The sequence below is a fragment of the Brevundimonas bullata genome, assembly GCF_014207965.1.
Classification (GTDB): domain Bacteria; phylum Pseudomonadota; class Alphaproteobacteria; order Caulobacterales; family Caulobacteraceae; genus Brevundimonas; species Brevundimonas bullata_A.
In genome coordinates this window covers 23,554-44,853 of the sequence record NZ_JACHLM010000001.1, presented here as the reverse complement: position 1 = coordinate 44,853, position 21,300 = coordinate 23,554, and the positions used below count along the sequence as shown (strand labels likewise).

Genomic DNA, 21,300 nt, shown 5'->3' with positions numbered 1-21,300 from the left:
GCTCTCACTGGGTCCCCGCTTCCGCGGGGATGAGCGGATATATGCAGGTCGCTTGCCGGAAGGCTGGCGGCGATCCGAAGACCGCCGCCGCCGTCCTTACTTCTCCGCGCTGATCGCCGGCCCATAGAAGAGGGCGTTGAACAGCAGGCGGACTGACGAGCGGGCCTGGGCGCGGTTGACCACGTCGGGGCCGAGGACGATGACGCGGCCTTCGCCGTGCGGCAGGTCCAGAACCGCGTCCGAACCCGACAGCTTCTGCTTGCCTATGGCCCAGCCGCTGGCGACCGCGACCTGCTCAGGATAGCGGACGATGGAGCCGGTTTCGCCGGTGTGGCGGAAGCCCGAGTTGCGGTTGAAGAAGACGTTCATCTGGGCCGGGGCGCCGAAGGCCAGCGGCTGACGGTTGTCGACCTCGGTCTTCAGCACGGCGCCGGGGATGAAGAAGTCGGTCGAGGCCGGAGCCTTGCCGTCCGCATTCAGCAGCACGTCCTGAACCGGCGCGCCCATGGCCGTGGCCAGACGGTGCGACGAGCCGATGGTGACGACGCTGCCGCCGCCGCGCACGAAGGCGTCGATCTGCGGCACCGACTTCTCGGTCGTGATGTGCCCCAGCCAGCCGCGATACTCGGCCGGGATGGATTCCGGCTCGGGCTGGTCGCGCTGGGCGGCCGCCGACAGGTCGGCCGGGATCATGTCCGAGGCGAAGACCAGGACGTCGAAGTCCTTGGCCAGATCGCCGGCGTCCAGACGCTGCGGATAGACGACCTCGAACGGATACTCGAACTGCTCCAGCATGAAGCGGGTCCAGCCCGAGGCCATCGAGCCGCCGTAGCGATCCACCAGGCCGACGCGTACGGGCTTCAGCGCGATCTTGTCGCCGCCGGGGGCGCGGGCGGCGGCGTGGGCGTTCAGGCCCAGGTCGCGCACGGCGGCCTCGACGATGGGACGCGCCGCATCGCTGGCCGGAATCCACAGGGCGCCGGGGGCCAGGGTCTGACGGCCCGCGCGGGTCTCGCCTTCTTGCCAGAAGACCGGCACGCCGGCCTTCAGCAGGCGGTTGGACAGGATGTAGCCGTTGACCGGGGCGTGATCGATCAGCCAGCCGGCGCGACCCGTTCCGTCGATCTTGCCAGCGGGCGGGGCCATGACGTCGGCGACGCGTTCGGTCGGGGCTTCGAAGCCGTCGAGGATGCGGTCGAACTTCACGCCCATCTGCAGCGCCAGCGTGTAGCCGGTGGCGTCATAGGGCAGGGCGGGCGGGCCGCCCGGATACTGCAGGTCGTGCGGGTGATCCTGCGGCTCGAACATGTCCAGCACGTGCGGGCGATAGGCCTGGGCCGTCTTCACCACATAGGAACCGGCCGGATAGGTCGTGCCGCCCACGGTGAAGGCGCGCGTGGCGCGGTCCACATCCACGCCCGTCTTGATCAGGCTGTTGAGGAAGGCCACGGCGTTGGGCAGGTCGGCCTGATCCGCCGGGATCACATAGCCGCGCGGATCGCGACGCGCCGGATCACGCAGCACCTTTTCATAGAGGGCCGGATCGACGCCGCGACGGCCCGCGACGGCGCCCTGTTCCTGAGCCGCTTCCACCAGAGCCTCGACGCCCGTCGGTGTAATGCGCCAGGTGTCGGTATTGCCCTTGTCGATGGCGTTCTGGCCCATGCGCCAGATGTTGAACAGCAGCCGGTCCTTGTTGCGCGAGGCGTAGTTCAGCACGGCGCGGTTGATCGACTGCGAGTATTCGATCGACTGGGCGAAATGCCAGGTCTGGGGCGCGACCGGCATGGGCAGGTCGTTGCGCGCCAGCTGGTTCTGCGGGATCAGGCTGATCTGGCTGGGCGTCGGGTGGCCGGTGATCTCGGTCAGCAGGCCCACCGCATTGTGGAAGTAGGTGATGGAGCGCTCCATCCCGTTGTTCCAGGTCGAGTAGCTGGCGCCGCTGCGCATGGTCGAGCCGGGCTTGCCTTCCTCGATCAGGCGGCTGTGCATGGCCGCGCCGACTTCCGACAGCGTGCCCATGACCAGCGGGTCGTAGTTGTAGTTAAACGGGTCGCGGAAGGGCGGCATGAAGACCACCGTCCCGGCGGGCGCCGTCTGGTGGTGGTTGTAGATGATCTGCGGGAACCACTCGCGGAAGAACTGGCGGTTGACGTTGGTCGTCTCGGCCATGGCCGACAGGTAGTAGTCGCGGTTGTTATCGTGGCCGACGTACTTCTGGTACAGCACCGGGATCGAGGCGAACTCGCGCTTCAGCGGGTCTGCGTTGCGCATGTACCAGTTGGAGACCAGCTCCATCCCGTCCGGATTCAGCGGCGCGAACAGGATGATGGTGTCGTTCAGGACGCGCAGGGCCTCGGCGTCCTCCGCCGTCAGCCATTCATGCACGGCGGCGATCAGGGCCTGGGGCGGGACGGTCTCGGTCGAGTGCAGACCGCCGTCGATCCAGACCACGGCCTTGCCCTCGGCGGACATGGCGCGGGCTTCGTCTTCGGTGACGCCTTCAGCCTTGGCGAGGCGACGCGCGATCTCCTGATAGCGGTCCAGATGGGCCAGGTTCTCGGGGGTGGAGACGATGGCGATATACTGGGTGCGGCCCTCGGAGGACTTGCCGATCTCGACCAGCTTCATCCGGTCCGACTGGCTGGCCAGGGTCTTCAGATAGGCTTCCCACTGGGTGTAGTTGACCAGGTGATAGTCCGCTCCGACCGCGTGGCCGAAGGCCTCCTGCGGCGAGGTGATGCGTGAAGCCGTGGCGGGCGCCGGGACGGCGACCGGCGCCTCGGCCAGCGCGGCCTCATAGGCCAGGGTGCTGGTGCTGGTCAGGGCGAAGGCCGCGAAACCGACCGTCCAGGCCAGTGCCCGCAGGGGGCGGCGACGCGATACTGGGGTCCGCGCAACGGCGGGGGTGGACGGTCTGATCATGGCGTTCCTGTCAAAAGCAGCAGCGGGGCGCTCAACACATGACGTAGCGGCAACGCTGATTCCTCCACGATGCCGTGGTCTTCGGTGATGTCCAAGGGCTCAGGGCGGCGAAAGTCGTCGTCTTTGCTCGCCGACGCGCCTTCTCAGACGCGTCCCTTGACCGGCACCAGCGCGCCCGTGACCGCCGATGCCGGGCCGCTGGCGAGGAACAGCATGACCGCCGCCAGTTCCGCAGGTTGAACCCAGGTCGAGACGTCGGCGTCAGGCATGTCGGCGCGGTTGGCCGGGGTGTCGATGATGAAGGGCAGGACGGCGTTGACCGTCAGGGCCGTCGCCTTGGTCTCCTCGGCCAGGGCTTCCGTCAGCCGGTGCACCCCAGCCTTGGACGCGGCGTAGGCTCCCATGCCCGCGCCTGCCTGGATCGCGCCCAGGGCGCCGACATTGACGATGCGTCCGGCGGTCGATTGGAGGAGATGGGGCAGGGCGGCGCGACAGGCGTTGAGCACGGTTGTGACGTTCATCCGGTGCATCCGATCCCAGCTGTCCAGCGGGCCGTTAGTCGGTTGCCAGACAAAGCCGCCGACCGCGTTGAGCAGGTGGTCGATGCGGCCAAAACGCTGAAACGCGGCCTCCATGGCCGTGGCGGCGGCGGTCGGATCAGTCAGGTCAACGCCGCCCAGGCCCATCCAGTCGTCGCTGTCCGCTCGCTCGACGGGGCCGTGGTCCACGGCGACGACGATATCGCCACGCGCCCCTGCCGCGTCCGCGATCGCCCGTCCAAGCACGCCGGAGGCGCCGGTGATGATTGTGACTCGCTTGCTCATCAGAGGCCTTTTTTGAAACAGGGGTGCAGCTTCGGGCGCGACCGGCCAGGGGTCAAGGCGCGGGCGCAGGGCGGCGCGGATCGGGGCTCTTCACGGGTTGGCGCCCGCGCCTTGACGCTTTCAGAAGCGAAACGGAGGTTGACGCCTCGCTCACGACGCGAGAGGGCGAAGCATGACTCATTCAGAACCCCGCTTGACCTCGCTTGCTCACGGCGGCGGCTGCGGCTGCAAGATCGCACCGGACGTGCTGCAGTCGATCCTGGCTTCGACACCCCAGGCGGCGCCCTTCGCCAATCTGATGGTGGGCGCCGAGACCTCGGACGATGCGGCCGTGTGGCGACTGAACGACGAGCAGGCCCTGGTGGCCACGACCGACTTCTTCATGCCGATGGTCGATGATCCCTTCGACTTCGGGCGGATCGCCGCGACCAACGCCCTGTCCGACGTTTACGCCATGGGGGCGACGCCGATCTTCGCCCTGGCTATCGTCGGCATGCCCATCGGGCAGTTGTCCGCCGAGACCATCGGCAAGGTGCTTCAAGGCGGGGCGTCGGTCTGCGCCGCTGCGGGCGTGCCGATCGCGGGCGGGCATTCCATCGACAGCGTCGAGCCGATCTACGGTCTGGTGGCCCTGGGCCTGGTCCATCCGGATCGGGTTCTGACCAACCGCGGCGCTCAGGCCGGGGACGTGCTCATCCTGACCAAGGCCTTGGGCGTGGGCGTGTTGAGCGCGGCCTTCAAGCAGGGGCGGCTGGACGAGGAGGGCTATGCGGCCATGATCGCCTCGATGACCCAACTGAACACCCCGGGCGCAGGACTGTCGGCGTTTCCAGCCGTCCACGCCGTCACCGACGTCACCGGCTTTGGGCTTCTGGGCCACGCGCTGGAGATGGCGCGCGGATCCGGGGTCGCTGTGGAGATCGACCCGACGGCCCCCGTCTATCTGCCCGGCGCCGGCGATCTGGCCGCCGACGGCGTGCGAACCGGGGCCTCCACCCGGAACTGGGCGGCCTATGGCGGGTCCGTCACGCTCCCCCCGGATCTGCCGGTCTGGCGGCGCGATCTGCTGACCGATCCTCAAACCGCCGGCGGGCTGTTGATCTCGGCGGCGCCTGAAGGCGTCGAGGCCGTGATGGACATGCTCTGCGCCATGGGCTTCTCCGCCTCTCGCTGCGTGGGCCGGGTCATGACGGGCGCGCCGTCGGTGATCGTGGGACGGTCCGCCTGATGATCCGCAAGTCCGCCGACGTCAGCCTTGCGGCGCTTGCGCGGTACGATGCCCTGATCGACGTCCGCAGCCCAGGCGAGTTCGCTGAGGACCACCTGCCGGGGGCGATCAATCTGCCGGTTCTGGACGACGCCCAGCGGGCCGAGGTCGGGACCATCTATGTCCAGCGCTCCAAATTCCTGGCGCGGCGGCTGGGGGCGTCGCTGGTGGCGCGCAATATCGCTGCTCACCTCGAAGGCGGCTTGGCGGATCGCGACAGCAGTTTCCAGCCTCTGGTCTATTGCTGGCGAGGGGGGCAACGCTCGACCGCGATGGCGACCATCATGGAGCAGGTGGGCTGGCCGATCACGCAGTTGCAGGGCGGCTATCAAGTCTGGCGGCGGCATGTGGTGTCACGCCTCTATGAACCCGCCGAGCCTGGGCTCAAGCTGCTCCTGCTGGACGGTCTGACCGGGAGCGGCAAGACCGCCGTCCTGTCTCGACTGGCGACCCGAGGCGTGCAGAGCCTCGATCTGGAAGCCCTGGCTGCGCACCGGGGGTCGCTGTTCGGGTCCACCGGCGTGCCCCAGCCGAGTCAGAAGCTGTTCGAGACGCGCCTGGTCGAAGCGCTAGACCGGCTCGATCCGGGCCGGCCGATCGTGGTTGAGGCCGAGTCGAGCAAGATCGGCCGGCTGACCCTGCCGCCGATGATCTGGTCAGCCATGAAGGCGGCGCCGCGCATCCATTTGACCGCGCCGCTCGCCGCGCGGGTTCGGTTGGTGCTTCATGACTACGCCGCTTTCGAACTGGACGCCGACGCGCGCGACGACGCCCTGAGGCGTCTCCCCAGCCATCACAGCCGCGAAGCCATCGCGACATGGCGCAAGCTGTCGCAGGACGGCGACATCGCGGGCCTGGCGACGGCCCTGATGCTCCATCACTACGACCCCGCCTATCGGCGAGCCTCGCGCGAGCACGTGCGGGACATCGGCCAGATCGATCTGACCGACTGCGGCCCGTCCGAACTGGATCGCGCCGCGGATGCGGTCGCCGCCCTTGCCGGGCGAGCGTCCTAGTCAGGGCCAAAACACCCGAGGCGGCGCCACGCCGCCATTTGATGGCCCGGGGTCAGTCAGCCTCGGGCATGTCCTCGCCTTCCGCCTCGCCCTTGCGCAGAAGTTCGGCCTCTGCAGCGTCGTCGTCGGCTTCGCTGATTCCCTTGGCGCGCAGCAGCAGGGCGCGTGCGCCGGCTGACGGGCGGTGGGGGTCATTGACCAGGGGCTCCAGCAGGGTCACGGCCTCGGCGTTTCGGTCGCGGATCATCAGAACGTGGGCCAGGTTGAGTCGGGCCTGGCCCAACTGCGGAGCCAGAGCGAAGGCCTGCTCCAGCACCGTCACGTCATTGTCGTTGGGGTAGCCCTCGCCGCCGCTGCGATTCTCGGCGATCAGCAACAGGGTGGCGTAGTTGGCGTTGTCGGCGCGGTAGGCGCGGTGCAGAAGGCTGCGCGCCTCGCCCTTCAGGCGGTCGGTTTCCTCCGGGGTCTCGGCGTCTTCCGCGGCCTTCAGCCGGGCGCGAACCAGATATTGCAGGGCCTCGACATTGTCCGGCTCCAGCGTCAGCAGGCGTTGCAGGGGCGCCTCGGCTGCGGCGGGATCTCCGAAATGCAGTTCAGCGTGGCCAAGGGCCAGCAAGGCCAGAGGGGCGTCGGGATGGCGGACCGCGGCGCGGCGCACCTCCTCGGCTGTTGCGGCGCGCTTGTCGGCGGGCACGCCTATCTTCAACCGCTGGTTCAGCAACAGCAGGTCGTCCGCCGAGCGCGGCAGGGTGGTCACCATGATCGGCACGGGCGGATAGGTCACCATCACCGCCTGGTAGGGAATCCGCCCGTTCATGTAGCGGCGCAGGGTGCGGCTCAGCTCGGTCGGGTCCAGCCCGGTCGCCCGCTGCATCGCCTCGACCGGATCGCCGCCGGCGCCGACATCGCGCAGATAGGCGTCCAGGGCCTTTTGCCGTTCGGGGTCGCCCAGGAACCAGTGGGTCAGCAGCCAGGCCAGCGGATAATAGGTCTCGCGGTTGCGCGCCCTCTGCAGCGGCCGCTTGGACAACAGTTCCGTCATCGGCATCCACGACGCCGCCTGCAGCCAGTAGGCGCGATTCTCATTGTACTTGCCGACCAGGATGCGGGACTTTTCGATCTCGACCGTGGCGAAGTATTCGGCGAACCCCTCCACGAACCATCCCGGATAGGGATAGGAGAAGTTCTGCATCATGAAGTGATGCGCGTATTCGTGCTTCAGCGTGTTCACCGTCTGGTCGCGCAGGGCGATGCCGAAGATGTCCTCGTCGGTGGCCATGTAGAAGCCGGCGACGTTCTCGGGCAGGTCGGGGCGAACCTGGGTCAGGCCGCGGCGCGAGGCGACCAGATAGATCGGCAGCTTGCGTGGCGGAGTCTCGTTGACGTCCAGCCCCATGCGCAGCCGCAGGAAGCGGTCAAAGGTCTCCAACTCCTGCACGAACTCGCGCAGCTTGCCCTCGCCGCCGTCGCTATAGACGATGAAACGCTCGCTCTCGGCCTTGAGCCAGTCGGCGTGGGCGGGGGCGACGCCGGCCGAGATCGCGGCCAGGATCGACAGGACAGCGGCGGTCGTGCCACGTCGCAGGTGTTGCAGCAAAGGGTTGAAAAACTTCACGTCGATGGCCCCGGTGGCGATGCCTGTCAGGGATAGCGAACGTCGTTGTCTGATGGAAGGGCCTGTGGCGTCAGGCCGCCATGCGTCCCCAGACGGCCTTGTCGGCGGCGACGGCGCTAAGGCGGCCGTGGCTGGCGCGGGCCTGAAGCTGGCGCATGATCATCTCGGGCAGGGCGCAGAAGCGCGGCTCGACCAGTTCGGGTGCGCAGCCGGCGTCGGGAGCGGCGAACAGGGCGGCGTTCACGCCTTCTGTCTTGTGCGCGATCAGCCAGGCCAGGCGCCGCGCGCGGGCCGGATCGTTCCGGTGCAGCATGGGGTCCTCGGCGAACAGGTCGCAACCCATCTCCAGCACATAGTCGAAGTCCAGCTTCTCGAAGCGTCGCACGTCATGACTCGGGGCCGGGCAGGCCTCGTCCAGATCGAAGACGACGTCGTTCAAGAGAAACAGCATGGGCCGTCCACCGCTATCCAGGCCCTTCTGGCCCGATGAGACAGGCTTACGGCCGACTCGCTTGCGGTCCCGTTCACGAACGCGGTGAACAGGGCGGTTACCATTTTTGTGGGGCCTACCGCGCTTCGCGCTGCTTGAGGCCTGCTTGGTTCTGCTTTCCTCCCCATTCTATGGGGAGGGGGACCACGAAGTGGTGGAGGGGGCGACGCGACGCTGACTGTATGAAGCGCAAACTTGGACAGGGCGGCGCCGCCCCCTCCGTCACGTCGCCTTCGGCGCCGCGCCACCTCCCCATGGAATGGGGAGGAAGACGGGCGCGCTCTATTCCTCCTGCACCTTCTCCGTCAGGAAGTGCCGGCCCTGCTTGTCCTCGATCTCCACCACCCAGAGGTCGGGGTCGTAGCGGCGCTGGCGCTCGATATAGGCGTCCAGTTCGCTCTCCATGTCGCTGACGACGGGCTGAATCCACAGGGGCTCGCCGTCCATGCCGGTGGCCTCGGTATAGAGGCGCGCAGTGCGGTCAGAGGTGTTGTAGGCCTTGACGATCACGGCGCCGCCGCGTGGGTCGCCCTTCTTGACCACAGTGGCGTAGGCGCCTTCCAGTTCGGCGCGGCGGATCAGGGCGCCGGCCCAGACGTCGGTGGAAAGAAGCAATTCGCTAACCCTGATTGGACACGGGACCGGAACCTTGCGGCCCTAGGATCAAGCTCATGAGGATAGGCCTTTCCCCCCGTTCCGCCAGCAGAATGCTGGCAGCGACGCTCGCGGCGATGACGCTGGCGGTGCCGGTCGGTGCGGCGCGCGCGGCGGTGACCGACGCCTTCTATGATCGCGCCTTCATGCTGGCCGCGCATCAGAAGTGCGACCTGTTCGAGCCTCAGCTGATCGCCGCCCTGGACGCCGCGGCCCTGCAGGCGCGCAATGCGGCGCTGCGGGCGGGAACCCCGGCGGCGGATCTGTCGGCGGCGGCGGCGCGGGCGCGGTCCAGGGCCTCACGTACATCGTGCGACGACAGTGATCTGAGCCGTGTGCGGACACGAGTCGAGGCGGGTTTCTCCGGTTGGTCGCGCGCCGCCCGAATGAGCTTCCCCGGCGACCGCTCCGCCTGGCGCGGGGATCGCTATGAAAGCAAGGCGATCGGCTGGCGGCTGGTGCAGGACAGCGCCACCGGCGGCTCGCCCGTGCGTTTCGGTCTGGCGGGAACCGGGCCGAAGGCGACGACGCCCGTAGCGGTGGTCTCCTTCGTCGGACGCCCCCGACCTTATTCGGCGCGGCTGGTCATGCGTGATCGCGACCAGGCCCCGCGCGTCTGGCTGACGGGCGGGGGGCTGCCGCCGGAATCGGTGCGTCGCTCCTTCTTCGCCGCCGCAGCCCAGGCCGCAGAACCGAGTCTGCTGCCCGAGGGCGCGCGTCAGGGCGAGACCTGGACCTTCTCGACCGAGGCCGCCGAAGCCCTGGCCCAGCTGGACCCGCGCGAGAGCTTCGTCATCCAGTTCCTGTTCCGCGACGACAGCGTGGCCGAGGCCCGTTTCGAGGCGGGGGACTTCGCCGCGGGCCGCGCCTTCCTGGCCATGGGGGCGATCTAGGTTCGACCCCAGCCGTCCGGAACCCGACGCGGCGGTGACTCAGGACCGGGGCGCGCGGGCGATCAGGGTCAGGGCGATCAACTCCAACGCCTTGGCGTTCATATAGGTCAGGGTCTGTCCCGACGCTTTGCGGTCGGCGCGCGCGGTGGGATCGAGGCCCAGCTCGCGGGCGAAGGCCTCTGACGCGCGGCGGTTGACGCAAACGGGGCCGTCGATGGCGAAAACCTTGGCGGCGTTGGCCAGGGCGCAATCGCGGGCCTCGGCGGGCGCCGCGCTCCACGCTGCATCCAGTCGTGCGCGGTCGACGCCCTTTTCCGCCAATACGGCGGCGGCCGCGCCTGTCTGGACGATGTGGCCGGCGACGGCCGAGCGGACCCAGAGCGTGGGCAAGTCGGTGCGGCCAGCGCAGTCAGGCGCGGCGCCCATCAGCCGCAGATCCCGATGTTGAAGGGCGTTCGTCGCCGAGGTCATGCCCCGGTCATACGCGGTCAGGATCTGCTGCTGATCGGCGGCGGGCAGACGCGACCAGATGCAGGCGCCTAGACTCTGGGACTCGCCAGCGACGGGGGACGCCGCCAGCGCGGCGGAGAAAAGCAGTTCGATCATGAACGGGAACTCGGGATCAGAGCGGCAGAAGCAGGAGCGCCAGCATGGTCAGGACGATCACGCCGCCCAGTAGCCGCGTCAGGCCCAGGCTCGATCGCCGCGCCGGATAGGCCTCCAGCGCGCGCTTCTCCTCGAAGAAGGTCTCGGTCGCGCCGGCGTTCAGCGCCGCCAGCCGACGCCGACGACGGCCTTCCGAGATGCCGGCGAACCAGTCGGGGCGGATCAGCAGGATCAGTCCCGCGCCGAGAAGAAAGATCTGAGTGATCATGGGTATGTCATAGGCTGCGGCGCCGGGGGCGGCAAGCTCGCCGCGCGTCCCGGTCGGGTCAGGCGCTGCGGTCTAGCGGGATGACCTCGCCCTCGACGTCGGCGCGGGCGGGCGTCGCAATCACGACCGGCAGGCGGACGGTGACGGCGGTGCCTTCGCCGGGGGTGCTGTCGATGCTCATCGCGCCGTGGTGCAGTTCGGCCAGCGAACGGACCAGCGACAAGCCCAGGCCCGTGCCCTGCGCCCTCTGTTCGGCGCCGCCGGCCTGTTCGAAGGGGCGGCCCAGACGGGCCAGGTCTTCGGGCGCGACGCCGACGCCGGTGTCGGCCACGGTCAGCTCCAGATCCGGCCCGAGGGCTTCGGCGCGAACGGTGACGGAGCCGCCGGCGGGCGTGAACTTCACGGCGTTGGACAGCAGGTTCAGCGCGATCTGCTTCAGCGCGCGGCGGTCGGCGGCGACGGTCAGGGGGGCGGGCGGCAGGACGGCGGCCAGATCCACGCCCTTGTCGTCGGCCTGCACCCGGACCAGCGCCAGGGCCTCGGACACCATCTCGCGAACGTCGAAGCGTTCGATGTTCAGGTCATATCGCGCGGCTTCGATGCGGCTGACATCCAGCACGTCGTTGATCAGGTCCAGCAGGTGGCCGCCGGCTTCGTGGATCGACTGGGCGTAGCCAGCGTAGCGGTCTGGGATAGGGCCGAACAGGCGCTGGCGCATGATGTCCGAAAAGCCGATCACCGCGTTCAGCGGGGTGCGCAGCTCGTGGCTCATATTGGCGAGGAAGCGCGACTTGCCGGCGTTCTGGACCTCGGCCTCGGCGCGTGCGGCCTCCAGCCCGGCCTCCCGGGCGTGTTGTAGCGTGGCGTCCAGCGCCAGGGCGATCAGGCGGGGCGGCTCAGTGATATCGAGGCGGCGCAGCACCAGCAGGATGCGGCGGTCCAGCGCCAGGCGCGGGGCGAAGCGGACGTGAACCTCGGACCCGGCGGCGGCCTTGGCCAAGGCGGCCAGCACCGCCGGGCGGTCAGGCGTGTGGACGGCGGCCACGAGCCCCTCTTCGAACAGGGGATCGACCGGCAGGGCGGCGGGCGCTGCGCCATAGGCGGCCAGCGCCGCGCCCGAGGCGTCCAGCACCAGGGTCAGCCCCGGCTGACCGGCCAGAACGGTCTCGGCTTGAGCCACCGCGCCTTCGACGGCGAGGAGGCGGCGGGTCTGTCGGGCGGCGCTCAGACGCAGGGCCATGGCGGCCGCGCCCGCCGTCAACAGGGCGGAGACCGCCGCCATGCCGGGCGAGGCGTCCGGGGCGCCGTGGACCGCGACGGCGATCAGGCCGACCAAGGTCGCTAGCGCCGAACCGAGCGCGCCGAACGGGACCAGCCGGGACGATCCCAGGGCTGCCGCGGCGGCCAGAGGCATGAAGACGAACCCGCCTAACGGCCCGGTCAGTCCGCCCGACAGACCCGACGCCGCGATCGCCGCCAGCGCCCAGGCGGCCAGCAGAGCGGCGCGCAACGCTTCGCCGTCGCGACCCAGCAGGATCAGACCCAATAGGCCGGGCGTCGCCATGGTCAGGGCGGCGGGGACGGCCAAGTCCAAACCCTCGCCGCCTTGTCCCAGGCCGACGGCCGCGAGAGCCGTCAGCCCGACGGTGACCGCCCAGCCCGCATGCCATGCGGCCAGCGCCGAGCCGCCGCGCGCGTCGTCAGCGGCGGGATCGGTCGGCGGGGACGGGGCGACGGGAGCGTTCAATCCGGGGCATTGCGCAGTTGATTCAAGGGCGCAGTCTAAACCTTGACGGGGCCGTGCCCTAGGCTGCTCGCCTCGCGGGCGATTGTCTCAAAACGGCGCAGGGCTTGGCGTCACGGGCGTCGGGGCCTATGTCGCCCGCATGAGCATGACCGACGCCGTTCCGACGCAGACCCTCGACGAGACCCTGGCCGAACTGGTCGAGGAGTTCGACCTGCTGGGCGACTGGGAAGGCCGGATCGAATACGTCATCGATCTGGGCAAGGGGCTGTCGCCCCTGCCGGAGCACGCCCGCGTCGAAGCCAACAAGGTGCCGGGCTGCGCCGCTCAGGTCTGGCTGTCGAGCCATCGCGCCGAGGGGCGGCTGTTCTTCGACGCTGACTCCGACAGCGCCTTGTCAAAGGGCAATATCGCCCTGCTGTTGAAGCTCTATTCGGGCCGCACCCCAGCGGAGATCCTGGCTTTCGACGCCCGCGCCGCCCTGGACCGCCTGGGTCTGCCTTCGGCCCTGACGCGCCAGCGCGCCAATGGCCTGAACAGCATGGTCGGGCGGATCCGCGAAGCGGCGGCGGAAGCCTAGGCGACGCGTCAGAAGCTTGGACGCGACCTCACAAGGCAGTCAGGAAGGCGCCGACGAGGGCGGCGATGGCCAGCATCAGGAGCATCGCCTCAAACGGCGAGAGCGACCAAGCGGAACGACGTCGGCGGGTTCTTGCAGCCATTGGAGCCTCTCGCTTTCAATGATGACCTTGAGGGCGAGTTCCGGCGCGCCGCGGAGCGGAAGCGGCTGGCCGTAAAGGCCACGCCACAAGGCATCCAGAGCGCGATCAGCTTCCCCCAGGGGTTCCATTCGAATCACGGAGCCATAACGTCGGAATGGGAGTCCTTAACAATTGCTGTCAATTGTGGATAACGACGATTTTTGTGGGCGGTTTTTGCCCTGCCCCCGGTGTCAGGTTGCCTCCTACCCATCGGGGGTAGGGTCAGCAGGATCATCATTATTCGCTCACCCGATCCCGTAGTGTTCCGCCAGGGCCTGCAAGCCCTGCTTCAGCACGGTCTTGCCCTGGCGGCGGCGCAGGAACAGGGTTTCCTCCGCCAGCTGAAGCGACGTGCCCTGGATGCAGACGCGCTCGACCATGCCGCGCAGGCGCGGGCCGCAGGCGCTCAGCGCCGCCTCGACGCGGGCGCCGGCGGACAGGGCGCGGTCGGTCGGTTCGACGCGAGCGGAGCTGCCGCCCCCCGCACGGGGCAGGGCGTCCCAGCGCATGGTCAGGGACGGGCCGCTGAGGGCGATCTCCGCCTCGGTGCGCAGCCGCTCGCCCGCGGCGACCTCCGCGGGGCTCAGCCAGGGGCGGCCCGAGGCGTCCTTGCGTCGGGCCAGCCAGGCGACGGGGCTTTCGCCCAGATTTGCGCGGCGTGTGCTGACGCGCCCGTCAGCCTCCATGACGGCGCGCTCCCCCTCGATCAGGCCGGGACGGCCTGGCGGCGGGCTGGGCGCCAAGCCTGGTGAAAGCGAGGTGTTGCAGGCGGGCGTGGGGCGGGGCAGCCAGCCGCCGCCGTCACGTCGCCTCAGGCCGGGGCGCTCGATCAGGGCGCGGAACGCCGTCTCGTCCAGGGTCAGCACCACCCGCCCGCGCCGGTCGCCGCCGAGCCGCAAGGGATAGGCGGCGCCCGACTGATCCAGCCAGGCGCCGGGACGGTCCAGCAGGGAGCGGGCTCGCTCTAATGCGCGGCTCATCGTGCGGCCCCGGTGCTGAGGGCCAGATCAATGGCGGGCAGTTCGGACACCGCGCGCAAACAGGTCTCCAACCCGTCCATGACGGCGTCGTACTTGTCGTCGTCGCGTTCGTCCTCGGCCCAGCGGCAGGCGGTCGAGGCGGTGGCGCGGTTCAGGCCGAAGGCGTGGCCGACCCGTTCCAGAGGCCAGCCATAGGAGACATGGGCCAGGTACATGGCCGACCAGCGGGCGCGACAGGCGCGCGGGCGGGTGCGTTCGCGCCGCAGCATCTCGGTCGCGGGGACCCCGAAGGCGTAGGCCGCCAGATGCAGGGCCGCGTCGGCGCGGATGCGGTCGCCCTCCGTCACCGGCACGCTATAGGGCTCGGCCCGATAGGATTCCATGTCGTCAGTTGCTCCCGAACCTATTTTTCTGTTGTCCCCATCATCTGTCCTATTGAGGGGTATGTTAGGAATCTTGTCCTAACAAACGTCAGAATCGGTCGTTTCGCCTTGCCGGGCGTGGGATCGGCTGTGGAGCAATGGATGCGCGACGGGGGATGTTGCGAACGTCAAGGGGGCAAGATGCGCGACGTGGTTAATAAATTAACGAATCCTTGACTCGGGACTCTCGACGGCGATTCGCAAATCAGCCTAAGCGTTTCATATCGGGACCCGTTAACCCTTCTTAAGGTTTTGACCCGTTAACGTTGGAACAAGGTTACCCGGCTGCCGCTCCCTTGGCGGCCGAACCAAAGCTTTGCCTGGAGGGGCATGAATGCGCGTCCTGCTGATTGAAGACGATCACGCCACCGCCCAAAGCATCGAACTGATGCTCAAGTCGGAAGGCTTTAACGTCTATACGACCGACCTGGGTGAAGAAGGCATCGATCTGGGCAAGATCTATGACTACGACCTCATTTTGCTGGACCTGAACCTGCCCGACATGAGCGGTCTTGAGGTTCTGCGTCAGCTGCGCGTGGGCAAGATCAATACGCCGGTCATGATCCTGTCGGGCACGCACGAGATCGAGACCAAGGTCAAGACCTTCGGCGGCGGCGCCGACGACTACCTGACCAAGCCCTTCCACAAGGACGAGCTGATCGCGCGCACCCATGCCGTGGTCCGTCGCTCCAAGGGCCACGCCCAGGCCATCATCCACACCGGCGAGATCGCTGTGAACCTGGACGCCAAGACGGTCGAGGTCGACGGTCACCGCGTGCACCTGACCGGCAAGGAATATCAGATGCTGGAGCTGCTCTCGCTGCGCAAGGGCACGACCCTGACCAAGGAAATGTTCCTGAACCACCTCTATGGCGGCATGGACGAGCCGGAACTGAAGATCATCGACGTCTTCATCTGCAAGCTGCGCAAGAAGCTGGCGACGGCGGCGAACGGCAAGCACTACATCGAAACCGTCTGGGGCCGGGGCTATGTCCTACGCGACCCGTCGGAAGGCGCCATCAACGTCGCCGCTTGAATGACGGCCTGAGCCTCCACTCAGGTTTGAAGCTTGAAACGCCCGCCGGGAAACCGGCGGGCGTTTTTGTTTTGCTCGATCCCTTCTCCCTCAAGGGGAGAAGGAAGAGGCGACCGCATGGAACATCGGGTTGGCCCGGCCCGCGGCGTCGAACAGCAAAGGGCTGTCCTTGCCGTCGTCTTCGCCGCCGCGGCGCAGCCAGCTGTCGGTGTCGCGCACGCCCCAGACGGTGAAGGCGAACTGCTGGGCGCGGGGCAGGGCCATGAAGGCCTCGGCCAGTTCGGCGACGCGGGCGGTCTGTTGTTCGACCCGCTGTTGACGCGGCTTCAGGTCGAATAGCCGGTTGCCGGTGCGCAGGGAGGCGTCCAGTTCGGCGACATGGATGGGCAGGCCGAACTGGGACAGTTCGCGCATGAAGGCGGCGGCCTGGCCGGCGGGAATGTCGATGTCGAGGTGGCTCTGCGTGCCCAGGCCCGTGACCGGGGCGCCCACCTTCAGCAGCCGCTCGACCAGGCGCAGATAGGTGGCGCCCTTCACCGGATTGTTCTCGAGGTCGTAGTCGTTGAGGAAGAGGACCGCCTCGGGCGCCGCCAGTCTGGCCTGTTCGAAGGCCCGGATGATGTAGGCGTCGGTTCCGCCGAGGCCTTGGCTCCAGACGCACTCGCGCAAGGTCTTGCCGTCGTGCGTCACCGGCTCGTTGACCACGTCCCAGCCGACGATCTGACTGCGCCAGCGCCCGGCGACGGCGGCGATATAGCGGTCGTACTCGACGGCGAAGCGGGCGCGGTCCCCGGTCAGGGCTTTGAACCAGGGATGGTCCTGCGCGTACCAGATCAGGGCGTGGCCAAAGAGGCGCAGGTCGAGATCTCGGGCGAAATAGGCGATGCGGTCGGGGGCGTCGAAGCGCAGCGAGCCATCGGGCTGGAGGATGTACTCCATCTTCATTTCCCACTCGGGCGTGAGCTGGGAGAAGTGTTCGGAGACCAGCCGGAACCAGGCCTGATCCGACAGCTGGCCGGTCATGCAGACCGTGCCGACCGGGAAGGGGGCGAGGGACTTGAGCGCTCGGACGGGGCGGTCGACGGCGGCCTCGCCGGAGCCGCAGGCGGCCAGGGCGAGCGTCGAGGCTAGCAGGGTGCGGCGCGACATATCCTCCCCCGAGCAGCGCAGCGAAACGGGGGAGGGGGACCGCGAAGCGGTGGAAGGGGCGGATACAGGCAGGAGATCGGATGAGAAATGGCGGCGGGCGGGTTCGCCCCCTCCACCATGCTGCGCATGGTCCCTCTCCCCCGCGCGCGGGGGAGGATCAAGAGGCGTCTTAGCCCCCGGCACGGCGCCTCAGGCCCATTTCGTCGAAGGCGGCGGTTTCGCGCTTGGCGGCGGCCAGCAGCTTGCTGAGGCGGGTGGCCTCGGCGACGTGCTCGAACTTCTTCAACTCTTCAAACGCGCTGGTCAGGGCGTCGCGAGCGCCTTCTTCCTCGGCGGCGACGGCGGCGACTACGCCTTCGGCGTCAGCGCGTTTCAGCGCCCAGCCCTTCAGATAGGCTTGCAGCATCATGCCGCAGGCCGGGTCCAGGCGGGCGTTCTGGCGTTCGATCTCGACCTCGGCGTCCAGCACGGCGACGCGCATCTCGGCCTCGGCCTTGCGGGCGGCGACCTCGGCGAGGCGCTTTTGCAGCGTCTCGACTTCATAGTTGGAGATGCGGATCAGGGATTGGGCCCAGGCGGTCATACAGAGGTCTTCCAGATCACGGTTAGACCATTCCTTGGTTCAGAATGGTTTCCAGACGGTCAAAGCTTTCGCTCAAACTGGTGTGGTCGTCCTTGTCCTGGCCGAGGAAGTTCTCAAGCGCGGGGTTCAGGGCGATGGCGCGGTCGACGATGGGGTCCGCCCCGGTGCGATAGGCGCCGATCTTGATCAGCTCTTCCATGTTGGCATAGGCCGACAGGCACTGACGGGCGCGGCGGTTCAGTTCGCGCTCGGGCGGGGTCTGACAGCCGGGCAGGGTCCGGCTGACCGACTTCAGCACGTCGATGGCGGGGAAGCGGCCGCGCTCGGCGATCTTGCGGTCCATGACGATGTGACCGTCCAGAATACCGCGCACGGCGTCGGCGATCGGCTCGTCATGGTCGCCGCCGTCCACCAGGACGGTGAATAGGGCGGTGATGGGACCAGCTTCGGTGCCGTCGGCGCGGATCGGGCCGGGGCCGGCGCGCTCCAGCAGCTTGGGCAGTTCGGTGAAGACGGTGGGGGTATAGCCCTTGGTCGTCGGCGGCTCGCCGGCCGCCAGACCGATCTCGCGCTGGGCCATGGCGAAGCGGGTGACCGAGTCCATCAGGCACAGGACTTCCAGCCCCTGATCGCGCAGGTATTCCGAGATGGCCAGGGTCATATAGGCCGACTGGCGCCGTTTCAGCGCCGGTTCGTCCGAGGTGGCGACCACGACGATGGCGCGCTTCAGGCCTTCCTCGCCCAGGGTCTCCTCGATGAACTCGCGGACCTCGCGGCCCCGCTCGCCGATCAGGCCGACGACCACGACGTCGCAGGTGGCCTGCTTGGCCAGCATGGACAGCAGCACCGACTTGCCGACGCCCGAACCGGCGAAGATGCCCAGGCGCTGACCTCGGCAGGTGGTGGTGAAGACGTCCATCGAGCGCACGCCCAGGTCCAGCCGCTCGCCCACGCGACCGCGCGAATGGGCCGGCGGCGGCGAGGCGCGCAGGGGATAGGGAACGGCGCCCTGCGGCAAGGGTCCCAGCCCGTCGATGGGCAGGCCGAAGGCGTCGATGATGCGGCCCAGCCAGGCGGTGGTGGGGCGCACGCTGGCGGCGGTGTCGATGATCTTGATGTCGGCGCCGGGGGCCACGCCCTCGACCGGGCCGAAGGGCATCAGCAGGGCCTTGGCGTCGCGAAAGCCGACGACCTCGGCGGGCAGGGGGGCCTGGCCGCGCCGCTGGATCTCGGCGCGGGCGCCAACGGCCAGACGGGACAGGCCGCCGCGCGATTCAATCAGCAGACCGCTGACGCCCGCCACCTTGCCGGTGACGACCAGCGGGTCGATCGCTTCGACGGCGGCGACGAGATTACGCAAGCGGGGCCCCTCAGGCCGCGTCGGGTCAAACGCAGCGGCTCTAACCGTTAACGGATGCCTCATCGTGGTTAACGAGCGGTGAAGTCAGCTTACGGGAATGCCCGTAGATCGCGCCGCAGGAAAACTAAGGTTTCAGATTTTACGCTTCAGGGGCAATCGATCGAGTCTAACGCTGGGGAGCGGGCTGGATGTTCGGCAGGAAACGTCAGAGGCGCGTTGCGGAGCAGAAGCTCCATGACCTGGACAGCAAGCTGGCCGCGATCGGTCGATCCCAGGCCCTGATCGAGTTCGATCTGGACGGGCATATCCTCGACGCCAACGACAATCTGCTGACGACCATGGGCTATGCTCTGGACGAGATCCGGGGGCAGCATCACCGCACCTTCATGGACCCCGCCGAGGCCGCCAGCCCGGCCTATGCCGCCTTCTGGCGCGACCTGAACGCGGGGCGTTTCGTGGCGACCAAGTTCCGGCGTCTGGCCAAGGGCGGGCGCGAGGTCTGGCTGCAGGCCAGCTATAATCCGGTGCTCGGGCCCGACGGGCGGCCCGTCAAGGTCATCAAGCTGGCGGTGGACATCACCGAGGCCGAGCAGGAGGCCGCGCGCCGCGAGGCCGATCGGCTGAGCGCCGAGGCGGCGCAGAACGGACTGGTCGAAGCCCTGGCGGACAGCCTGTCCAAGCTGTCGGACGGCGACCTGACGGCCCTGATCGACCGCGAGATGGGCGGCGCCCACGGTCGGGTGAAGGACGACTTCAACAATGCGGTCGACTGCCTGCGCCAGACCATGAACCAGGTGCTGCAGTCGGTCTCGGGTCTGCGCGGCGGCTCGGATGAAATCTCCAGCGCCTCGGACGACCTGTCGCGGCGCACCGAACAGCAGGCCGCGTCACTGGAAGAAACCGCCGCCGCCCTGGACGAGATCACCGCCACGGTGAAGCGCAGCGCCGAGGGCGCACGTCAGGCGGCGAGCGTCGCCGGCGAGGCGCGGGGTCAGGCCGACCGCTCCGGGGTGGTGGTGCGCGAGGCCATCAACGCCATGGACGGAATCCGCCAGACCTCGAACCAGATCAGCGACATCATCGGCGTCATCGACGAGATCGCCTTCCAGACCAATCTTCTGGCCCTGAACGCCGGGGTCGAGGCGGCGCGGGCGGGAGACAGCGGACGCGGCTTTGCGGTGGTGGCCTCCGAAGTCCGGGCCCTGGCGCAGCGTTCGGCCGAGGCGGCCAAGGAGATCAAGAGCCTGATCTCGGCTTCGGGCGCCGAGGTGGCGCAGGGGGTGAAGCTGGTCAACGAGGCGGGCGCGTCGCTGGACGCCATCGCCGGCAAGGTGGGCGAGATGGACGCCCTGGTGGCCGAGATCGCGGCCTCGGCCCAGGAACAGTCGTCGGGCCTCAGTCAGGTCAATGCGGCGGTGAACCAGATGGATCAGGTCACCCAGCAGAACGCCGCGATGGTCGAGCAGACCACGGCGGCGGCCGCCAACCTGAAGGCCGAGGCCGAGGGCCTGGCGCGACTGGTCGGAGGCTTCCGCACCGGGGCGCCCGGGGCGCCGGCTGCTCTGGAGGATCAGAGGGCGCGGCTGCGCGCCGCCTTCTGATCCTTCAGAAGACGCGCTGGATGGCCAGCCGCATGACGAGGGCGAAGATCAGTCCGAACAGAAGGCCGACGGCGATGTTCAGCACGGGCGAGCGCAGGCAGGCGAGCAGGGTCTTCATAGGTGTCTGATCAGGCTGGGGCGCCGGGTTCGGTCAGGACCTGGGCCTGACCTCGGGGCGCGGTCAGGACGGCGCCGATGGAGGCGGCGATGATGCAGCCGATGGCCAGCCACTGCAGGGGGCTGAGCTGTTCGTGCAGCAGGATCATGCCCGCCACCGCGCCGATGGCGGGCTCGACGCTGAGCAGAACGCCGAAGGTGCGCTTGGGGATGTGGCGCAGGGCGATCATCTCCAGCGAATAGGGCAGGGCGCTGGACACCAGGGCCACACCCAGACCCATCAGTAGGACGGCGGGCGCCAGCAGGGCGAGGCCCGCAGACGAGACGCCGAAGGGCAGGATGACCAGGGCGGCGGTGCTCATCCCCAGGGCCACCGACTGACCGGCGTGCATGTGCGACAGGCGCTTGCCGAAGACGATGTAGAGCGCCCAGCACAGGCCGGCGAAGGCGGCGAAGCCGACGCCGACCGGGTCCAGCCCCTCGACCCCGCTCCAGATCGGCAGCAGCATGGCCAGACCGGCGACGGCCAGGCCGACCAGGGCGAAATGCACCAAGCGTCGCGAATGGATCAGGGCCAGGCTCAGCGGCCCGGCGAACTCGATGGCGATGGCCAGGCCGAGCGGAATGGTCCGCAGCGCCATGTAGAAGCTGAGGTTCATCAGGCCCAGCACCAGGCCGTAAAGCAGAACCCGTCCGGCGTCCGAGCGCGTCAGGCGGAACCGCCACGGTCGCCAGATCGCCACCAACACCAAGGCCGACAGGCCGACGCGCAGCGCCGCCGTCCCTTCGGCGCCGACGAGCGGAAACAGGCCCTTGGCGAAGGAGGTGCCGACCGCCAGCGACACCATCCCGCCGACCAGGGCGAGATAGGGCAGGGCGGCCGAAAGGCGCGGGGAATTCAGGGGCAGGGTCGGGGAGGACATCGGCCGGGAACCTAGTGAAAAGCCGCCTGTGTTTCTCGCTGAAATCTGCTGATAGAATGCAAGAAA

The 21,300-nt window shown here is 68.5% G+C and carries 20 protein-coding genes; 6 read left to right on the top strand and 14 right to left on the bottom strand.

Features of this window, described 5'->3' with window-relative positions; translation table 11 throughout:
- Window positions 1-96 precede the first annotated feature (96 nt).
- Together HNP51_RS00250 and HNP51_RS00245 are read right to left on the bottom strand one after the other, a co-directional pair.
- Window positions 97-2,925 (bottom strand): M14 metallopeptidase family protein, encoded by a 2,829-nt coding sequence (locus HNP51_RS00250; protein ID WP_184265610.1) that lies wholly within the window; start codon window positions 2,923-2,925, stop codon window positions 97-99.
- A 143-nt stretch (window positions 2,926-3,068) separates the two neighbouring features.
- On the bottom strand, window positions 3,069-3,749 hold the full coding sequence (locus HNP51_RS00245) for an SDR family NAD(P)-dependent oxidoreductase (protein ID WP_184265607.1): 681 nt from the start codon (window positions 3,747-3,749) through the stop codon (window positions 3,069-3,071).
- A gap of 172 nt (window positions 3,750-3,921) precedes the next feature.
- Here HNP51_RS00245 and selD point away from each other — a divergent pair, with 172 nt between their 5' ends.
- A complete protein-coding gene (gene selD, locus HNP51_RS00240; protein WP_184265604.1) occupies window positions 3,922-4,977 on the top strand; it encodes a selenide, water dikinase SelD in 1,056 nt (351 codons plus the stop codon).
- A complete protein-coding gene (mnmH, locus tag HNP51_RS00235) occupies window positions 4,977-6,032 on the top strand; it encodes a tRNA 2-selenouridine(34) synthase MnmH (RefSeq protein ID WP_184265601.1) in 1,056 nt (351 codons plus the stop codon). The genes selD and mnmH overlap by 1 nt, the downstream gene beginning before the upstream one ends.
- 52 nt (window positions 6,033-6,084) lie before the next feature.
- Here the strand turns inward: mnmH and HNP51_RS00230 are convergent, their stop codons facing one another.
- The 3 genes from HNP51_RS00230 to HNP51_RS00220 all read right to left on the bottom strand — a co-directional run bounded on the left by HNP51_RS00230 (window position 6,085) and on the right by HNP51_RS00220 (window position 8,752).
- The gene (locus HNP51_RS00230; RefSeq protein ID WP_311769875.1) at window positions 6,085-7,647 is read right to left on the bottom strand and encodes a tetratricopeptide repeat protein; all 1,563 of its coding nucleotides are present in this window, start codon (window positions 7,645-7,647) and stop codon (window positions 6,085-6,087) included.
- Between the two features lie 70 nt (window positions 7,648-7,717).
- Window positions 7,718-8,098, bottom strand: a complete 381-nt coding sequence (locus HNP51_RS00225; RefSeq protein WP_184265598.1) for a hypothetical protein — start codon at window positions 8,096-8,098, stop codon at window positions 7,718-7,720.
- Between the two features lie 321 nt (window positions 8,099-8,419).
- Window positions 8,420-8,752, bottom strand: a complete 333-nt coding sequence (locus HNP51_RS00220) for a DUF1491 family protein (RefSeq protein WP_184265593.1) — start codon at window positions 8,750-8,752, stop codon at window positions 8,420-8,422.
- 92 nt (window positions 8,753-8,844) lie between these two features.
- Here HNP51_RS00220 and HNP51_RS00215 point away from each other — a divergent pair, with 92 nt between their 5' ends.
- Window positions 8,845-9,684: a hypothetical protein gene (locus HNP51_RS00215; protein WP_260398255.1), complete on the top strand. Its 840-nt coding sequence runs from the start codon at window positions 8,845-8,847 to the stop codon at window positions 9,682-9,684.
- Between the two features lie 39 nt (window positions 9,685-9,723).
- Here the strand turns inward: HNP51_RS00215 and HNP51_RS00210 are convergent, their stop codons facing one another.
- Genes HNP51_RS00210 through HNP51_RS00200 form a run of 3 tightly spaced genes read right to left on the bottom strand, consistent with a single transcriptional unit; the run spans window position 9,724 to window position 12,305 of the window.
- Window positions 9,724-10,290 carry a hypothetical protein gene (locus tag HNP51_RS00210; RefSeq protein ID WP_184265586.1) on the bottom strand — a complete coding sequence of 189 codons (567 nt, stop codon included), beginning with the start codon at window positions 10,288-10,290 and terminating at the stop codon, window positions 9,724-9,726.
- Between the two features lie 16 nt (window positions 10,291-10,306).
- A complete protein-coding gene (locus tag HNP51_RS00205) occupies window positions 10,307-10,558 on the bottom strand; it encodes a hypothetical protein (RefSeq protein WP_184265584.1) in 252 nt (83 codons plus the stop codon).
- A 58-nt stretch (window positions 10,559-10,616) separates the two neighbouring features.
- Window positions 10,617-12,305, bottom strand: coding sequence for a HAMP domain-containing sensor histidine kinase (locus HNP51_RS00200; protein ID WP_260398254.1), 1,689 nt, complete (start codon window positions 12,303-12,305; stop codon window positions 10,617-10,619).
- 145 nt (window positions 12,306-12,450) lie between these two features.
- Here HNP51_RS00200 and HNP51_RS00195 point away from each other — a divergent pair, with 145 nt between their 5' ends.
- The gene (locus tag HNP51_RS00195; protein WP_184265581.1) at window positions 12,451-12,882 is read left to right on the top strand and encodes a SufE family protein; all 432 of its coding nucleotides are present in this window, start codon (window positions 12,451-12,453) and stop codon (window positions 12,880-12,882) included.
- Window positions 12,883-13,308: 426 nt separating this feature from the next.
- Here the strand turns inward: HNP51_RS00195 and HNP51_RS00190 are convergent, their stop codons facing one another.
- Both HNP51_RS00190 and HNP51_RS00185 read right to left on the bottom strand, forming a co-directional pair.
- Entirely contained in the window at window positions 13,309-14,043 is a 735-nt protein-coding gene (locus tag HNP51_RS00190; RefSeq protein ID WP_184265578.1) for a DUF6456 domain-containing protein, read from the bottom strand.
- The gene (locus HNP51_RS00185; protein WP_184265575.1) at window positions 14,040-14,426 is read right to left on the bottom strand and encodes a chromosomal replication initiator DnaA; all 387 of its coding nucleotides are present in this window, start codon (window positions 14,424-14,426) and stop codon (window positions 14,040-14,042) included. Before HNP51_RS00185 ends, HNP51_RS00190 begins: the two co-directional genes overlap by 4 nt.
- A gap of 373 nt (window positions 14,427-14,799) precedes the next feature.
- Between HNP51_RS00185 and ctrA the strand changes: the two genes are divergently transcribed.
- Complete coding sequence (gene ctrA, locus HNP51_RS00180) at window positions 14,800-15,501, top strand: response regulator transcription factor CtrA (protein WP_184265572.1); 702 nt, start codon at window positions 14,800-14,802, stop codon at window positions 15,499-15,501.
- A 90-nt stretch (window positions 15,502-15,591) separates the two neighbouring features.
- Here the strand turns inward: ctrA and HNP51_RS00175 are convergent, their stop codons facing one another.
- From HNP51_RS00175 to fliI, 3 genes are all read right to left on the bottom strand, one after another.
- Window positions 15,592-16,650, bottom strand: coding sequence for an endo-1,4-beta-xylanase (locus HNP51_RS00175; RefSeq protein WP_184265568.1), 1,059 nt, complete (start codon window positions 16,648-16,650; stop codon window positions 15,592-15,594).
- 169 nt (window positions 16,651-16,819) lie between these two features.
- Window positions 16,820-17,233, bottom strand: a complete 414-nt coding sequence (locus HNP51_RS00170) for a flagellar export protein FliJ (protein ID WP_184265565.1) — start codon at window positions 17,231-17,233, stop codon at window positions 16,820-16,822.
- Between the two features lie 22 nt (window positions 17,234-17,255).
- Window positions 17,256-18,593, bottom strand: a complete 1,338-nt coding sequence (gene fliI / locus HNP51_RS00165) for a flagellar protein export ATPase FliI (protein WP_184265562.1) — start codon at window positions 18,591-18,593, stop codon at window positions 17,256-17,258.
- Window positions 18,594-18,781: 188 nt separating this feature from the next.
- On the opposite strand from fliI, the gene HNP51_RS00160 reads away from it, so the two are divergent.
- On the top strand, window positions 18,782-20,194 hold the full coding sequence (locus tag HNP51_RS00160) for a PAS domain-containing methyl-accepting chemotaxis protein (protein ID WP_184265559.1): 1,413 nt from the start codon (window positions 18,782-18,784) through the stop codon (window positions 20,192-20,194).
- A 128-nt stretch (window positions 20,195-20,322) separates the two neighbouring features.
- Here HNP51_RS00160 and HNP51_RS00155 read toward each other — a convergent pair whose 3' ends face one another.
- Complete coding sequence (locus HNP51_RS00155; RefSeq protein ID WP_184265556.1) at window positions 20,323-21,234, bottom strand: DMT family transporter; 912 nt, start codon at window positions 21,232-21,234, stop codon at window positions 20,323-20,325.
- Window positions 21,235-21,300 lie beyond the last annotated feature (66 nt).

Excerpts from the sequence above, each read along its gene's own strand:
- HNP51_RS00245 (WP_184265607.1), bottom strand. The coding sequence starts at position 3,749 with ATGAGCAAGCGAGTCACAATCATCACCGGCGCCTCCGGCGTGCTTGGA.
- HNP51_RS00175 (WP_184265568.1), bottom strand. The coding sequence starts at position 16,650 with ATGTCGCGCCGCACCCTGCTAGCCTCGACGCTCGCCCTGGCCGCCTGC.
- HNP51_RS00160 (WP_184265559.1), top strand. The coding sequence starts at position 18,782 with ATGTTCGGCAGGAAACGTCAGAGGCGCGTTGCGGAGCAGAAGCTCCAT.
- HNP51_RS00170 (WP_184265565.1), bottom strand. The coding sequence starts at position 17,233 with ATGACCGCCTGGGCCCAATCCCTGATCCGCATCTCCAACTATGAAGTC.
- selD (WP_184265604.1), top strand. The coding sequence starts at position 3,922 with ATGACTCATTCAGAACCCCGCTTGACCTCGCTTGCTCACGGCGGCGGC.
- ctrA (WP_184265572.1), top strand. The coding sequence starts at position 14,800 with ATGCGCGTCCTGCTGATTGAAGACGATCACGCCACCGCCCAAAGCATC.
- HNP51_RS00190 (WP_184265578.1), bottom strand. The coding sequence starts at position 14,043 with ATGAGCCGCGCATTAGAGCGAGCCCGCTCCCTGCTGGACCGTCCCGGC.
- HNP51_RS00210 (WP_184265586.1), bottom strand. The coding sequence starts at position 10,290 with ATGATCGAACTGCTTTTCTCCGCCGCGCTGGCGGCGTCCCCCGTCGCT.
- HNP51_RS00225 (WP_184265598.1), bottom strand. The coding sequence starts at position 8,098 with ATGCTGTTTCTCTTGAACGACGTCGTCTTCGATCTGGACGAGGCCTGC.
- HNP51_RS00155 (WP_184265556.1), bottom strand. The coding sequence starts at position 21,234 with ATGTCCTCCCCGACCCTGCCCCTGAATTCCCCGCGCCTTTCGGCCGCC.
- HNP51_RS00215 (WP_260398255.1), top strand. The coding sequence starts at position 8,845 with ATGCTGGCAGCGACGCTCGCGGCGATGACGCTGGCGGTGCCGGTCGGT.
- mnmH (WP_184265601.1), top strand. The coding sequence starts at position 4,977 with ATGATCCGCAAGTCCGCCGACGTCAGCCTTGCGGCGCTTGCGCGGTAC.
- HNP51_RS00205 (WP_184265584.1), bottom strand. The coding sequence starts at position 10,558 with ATGATCACTCAGATCTTTCTTCTCGGCGCGGGACTGATCCTGCTGATC.
- HNP51_RS00185 (WP_184265575.1), bottom strand. The coding sequence starts at position 14,426 with ATGGAATCCTATCGGGCCGAGCCCTATAGCGTGCCGGTGACGGAGGGC.
- HNP51_RS00195 (WP_184265581.1), top strand. The coding sequence starts at position 12,451 with ATGACCGACGCCGTTCCGACGCAGACCCTCGACGAGACCCTGGCCGAA.
- HNP51_RS00250 (WP_184265610.1), bottom strand. The coding sequence starts at position 2,925 with ATGATCAGACCGTCCACCCCCGCCGTTGCGCGGACCCCAGTATCGCGT.